Here is a 2,866-nt window from a genome sequence, read left to right as displayed (position 1 = left end):
GCGGCGGCGTTGGCCGGGCGGGTCGTCGCATGATACAGTTGACCGACGCCGAGCGCCGGCCCGGCCGCCTGCCGGCCCCGCCTTTCAGGAGCTTTTCCGCCATGGGCATCTTTTCCCGCACCCGCGACATCATCGCCGCCAACATGGCGGACCTCATCGAAAAGGCGGAGGACCCCGCCAAGATGATCCGGGTGATGATCCTGGAGATGGAGGAAACGCTGGTGGAGGTGCGCGCGTCCGCCGCGCGCACGATCGCCGACCAGAAGGAGATGCGCCGCCACATCGGCAAGCTGGACGGGCTCGCCGACGGCTGGACGGAGAAGGCGGAGCTGGCGCTGTCCAAGGGCCGCGAGGACCTGGCGAAGGCGGCGCTGGGCGAGCGGCAGAAGGCGCGCGACATGGCCGAGCAGCTGCGCGCGGAGACCGGCGTGCTCGACGACGCGCTGCGCGCCAGCGAGGGCGACATCGCCAAGCTGCAGAAGAAGCTGACCGAAGCGCGCGCCAAGCAGGCTAATGTGCAGACCCGGCTGGAGAGCGCGAACAACCGCGCGAAGCTGCGCGAGATGTATGCCGGCCCCAAGACGCTGGACGCGTTCAGCCGCTTCGACGTGCTGGAGCGCCGGGTGGACGACGCCGAGGGCCGCGCGGAGGCGATGGGGCTGGGCAGCGTCAAGACGCTGGACGAGGAGATCGCCGAGCTGCGCGCCTCCGACCGGGTCGACGCCGAGCTGGAAGCGCTGAAGGCGCGGCTGGCCGGCCCGAAGACCCCCGTGACGGAGGGCTGACATGCACGGCAACGGCATCGTCGCGATCCTGGCCACGCTGATCGGCCTGCCCTGGATCATCCTGCACTACATCACGAAGTGGCGGTCGGCGCCCAAGATCACCGATCAGGACGAGAGGCTGCTGGACGAGATGTTTAACCTGGCACGCCGGTTGGAAGAGCGGGTGCAGACGGTGGAGCGGATCGCGCAGGCCGATCATCCCGACTGGAAGCCCGGCCTGTCGGCCACCACCCCCTCCTATCGCATCGAGCGGAGCAACTGAGATGGCGCTCAAGACCAAATTCTACCTGGATGGGGCCAACAAGAGGGTATGCGGCGTCTGCGCCGGCATCGCCGACTATACGGGGGTCGACGTGACCTGGGTCCGGATCGCCGCCGTGCTGCTGCTGATCACAACCCATGCCGCGGCCCTGACCGCCTATTTCGTCGTCGCCTGGAAGGCCCAGGACAGACCGGACGGGCTGTACGACACGCCCGCCGACGCCAAGTTCTGGCAGGGCGTGCGCGCCAATCCGAAGCGGTCCACCGCCGAGGTGCGCTCCACCTTCCGTGACCTCGACCGGCGGCTCGCCGATCTGGAGGTGCTGTACACCAGCCGCGACACGCAGCTCGCCGCCGAGATCGACCGCCTGCGCTAAGCCTCAGAATTAGGGAGTATATGTTCGATGTCGGACCTTGTGTTCCTGATCCCGATCGCGGCGATCACCGTCGGCCCGCTGAGCTGGGTGGCGAACAATTGGCTGCGCGCCAAGCACGGCTACCCGTTGGAAGACTACCAGAGCCGGCGTCAACGGCGCGACGCGCGGCGCGTGACGGTGCAGGACCACCTCGCCGACCGCGTGTTCGGCGACGGCCCGGGTGACCCGCGGAAGATCGAGCTGCTGACGCAGGAGAACGAGCGGCTCACCGGCCAGATCGGCCGGCTGGAGGAGCGGCTGCGCGTGCTCGAACGGATCGCCACCGATCCGGCCGAGCGAACCGCGCGCGAGATCGACGCGCTGCGATAGGAGGACGCGATGCATGAGTTGCACGACGACGGCTTCCTGATCTTCATGCTGGCGCTGATTGTGATCGGCATCCCCGTTATCGGTGGGCTGTTGCACGAGACGTACAAAGTCCGGTTGAAGCATCGCGAGCGGATGGCGACGGCGCTGAATGCGCAGGCCGCCGAGAAGGCGGCGCAATATGCCGCACATACCGAGCGGCTGGAACAGCGGGTGCGCGTGCTGGAACGTCTAGCGATCGATCGCGGCGCCGACCTGGCGGGCGAGATCGAGCGGTTGCGCGACGAGCGGCCGGTGCACTGAACCCCTGGCAAGGCGAGCGACGATGAACGTCTTCGAGTTCGTGGTGGTGATCGTGCTGATCGGCACGGTCGGCAAGATCATCCAGGCGCATTACGCCGCGCGAGGCGCGCGGCCGGCCCGCGACGACTCCGTCGAGGTGACGCAGGCGCGCGACGAGGTGCGCCAGCTCAAGGAGCGCATCCAGGTGCTGGAGCGCGTGATCACGGACAAGCATGGCAGCGACGACCTCGATCGGCAGATCGAGCGGCTGCGCGACCGATAGGGAGGCTGGCATGATCGACCCTTATTCCACGCTGACCGTCGCGGCGGCGTCGCTCGCCGGACTAGCGATGGTGACGAGCGCGGGGCTGGCGGGCTGGCGCGGCTGGCTCCAGCTCAAGCGGTCGGAGCTGGACCAGGCGCGCCCGGGCGCGGCGGTCCCCGGCGCGGGGCAGCGGATCGAGCTGGCCGACCTGCGCGAGCGGATCAGGAAGCTGGAGGCGATTGCGGCGGGGGTGGAATTGTAGGAGGGAGGAAGAAGTAGGGACTAGGGTTTTCGTGAGCTGGCGAGCGGCGCACCTTCCGTCACGCCGGGCCTGTCCCGGCATGACGGCTAATGGGTGATGATCCCCACACTGCTCCCTGCTCCCTGCTCCCTCGACTGGCTGCTGGCGGAGCGTCGGGCTGTCGAGCGGGCGGCATCTGCTCGCGATCGTGGCGGCGGGGACGAGCACGGACGACGTGCGGGCACTCGCCAAGGGCTTGGCGGACGCGGGGACGCGGCTGAAGGACGGG

General features: G+C 68.7%; 7 protein-coding genes. All 7 read left to right on the top strand.

Going from position 1 to position 2,866, the window contains the following annotated elements; all coding sequences use genetic code 11:
- Window positions 1–101: 101 nt before the first annotated feature.
- The 7 genes from pspA to HUU95_RS12905 are packed head-to-tail and all read left to right on the top strand — an operon-like array spanning window position 102 to window position 2,598.
- Entirely contained in the window at window positions 102–785 is a 684-nt protein-coding gene (pspA, locus tag HUU95_RS12935; RefSeq protein WP_174280477.1) for a phage shock protein PspA, read from the top strand.
- Window position 786: 1 nt separating this feature from the next.
- A complete protein-coding gene (gene pspB / locus HUU95_RS12930) occupies window positions 787–1,047 on the top strand; it encodes an envelope stress response membrane protein PspB (RefSeq protein ID WP_174280476.1) in 261 nt (86 codons plus the stop codon).
- 1 nt (window position 1,048) lies between these two features.
- Window positions 1,049–1,423 carry a PspC domain-containing protein gene (locus HUU95_RS12925; protein WP_174280475.1) on the top strand — a complete coding sequence of 125 codons (375 nt, stop codon included), beginning with the start codon at window positions 1,049–1,051 and terminating at the stop codon, window positions 1,421–1,423.
- A gap of 27 nt (window positions 1,424–1,450) precedes the next feature.
- A complete protein-coding gene (locus HUU95_RS12920; protein ID WP_174280474.1) occupies window positions 1,451–1,792 on the top strand; it encodes a hypothetical protein in 342 nt (113 codons plus the stop codon).
- Between the two features lie 9 nt (window positions 1,793–1,801).
- Window positions 1,802–2,092, top strand: a complete 291-nt coding sequence (locus HUU95_RS12915) for a hypothetical protein (RefSeq protein ID WP_174280473.1) — start codon at window positions 1,802–1,804, stop codon at window positions 2,090–2,092.
- A 22-nt stretch (window positions 2,093–2,114) separates the two neighbouring features.
- Window positions 2,115–2,354 (top strand): hypothetical protein, encoded by a 240-nt coding sequence (locus HUU95_RS12910; protein ID WP_174280472.1) that lies wholly within the window; start codon window positions 2,115–2,117, stop codon window positions 2,352–2,354.
- A gap of 10 nt (window positions 2,355–2,364) precedes the next feature.
- Window positions 2,365–2,598, top strand: a complete 234-nt coding sequence (locus tag HUU95_RS12905; RefSeq protein WP_174280471.1) for a hypothetical protein — start codon at window positions 2,365–2,367, stop codon at window positions 2,596–2,598.
- Window positions 2,599–2,866: the final 268 nt, after the last annotated feature.

The sequence above is a fragment of the Sphingomonas bacterium genome (genome assembly GCF_903643065.1).
In the GTDB taxonomy this organism is placed as follows: domain Bacteria; phylum Pseudomonadota; class Alphaproteobacteria; order Sphingomonadales; family Sphingomonadaceae; genus Sphingomonas.
Note: the sequence above shows the minus strand (reverse complement) of the source record. Positions and strands in the feature narration are given on the sequence as shown.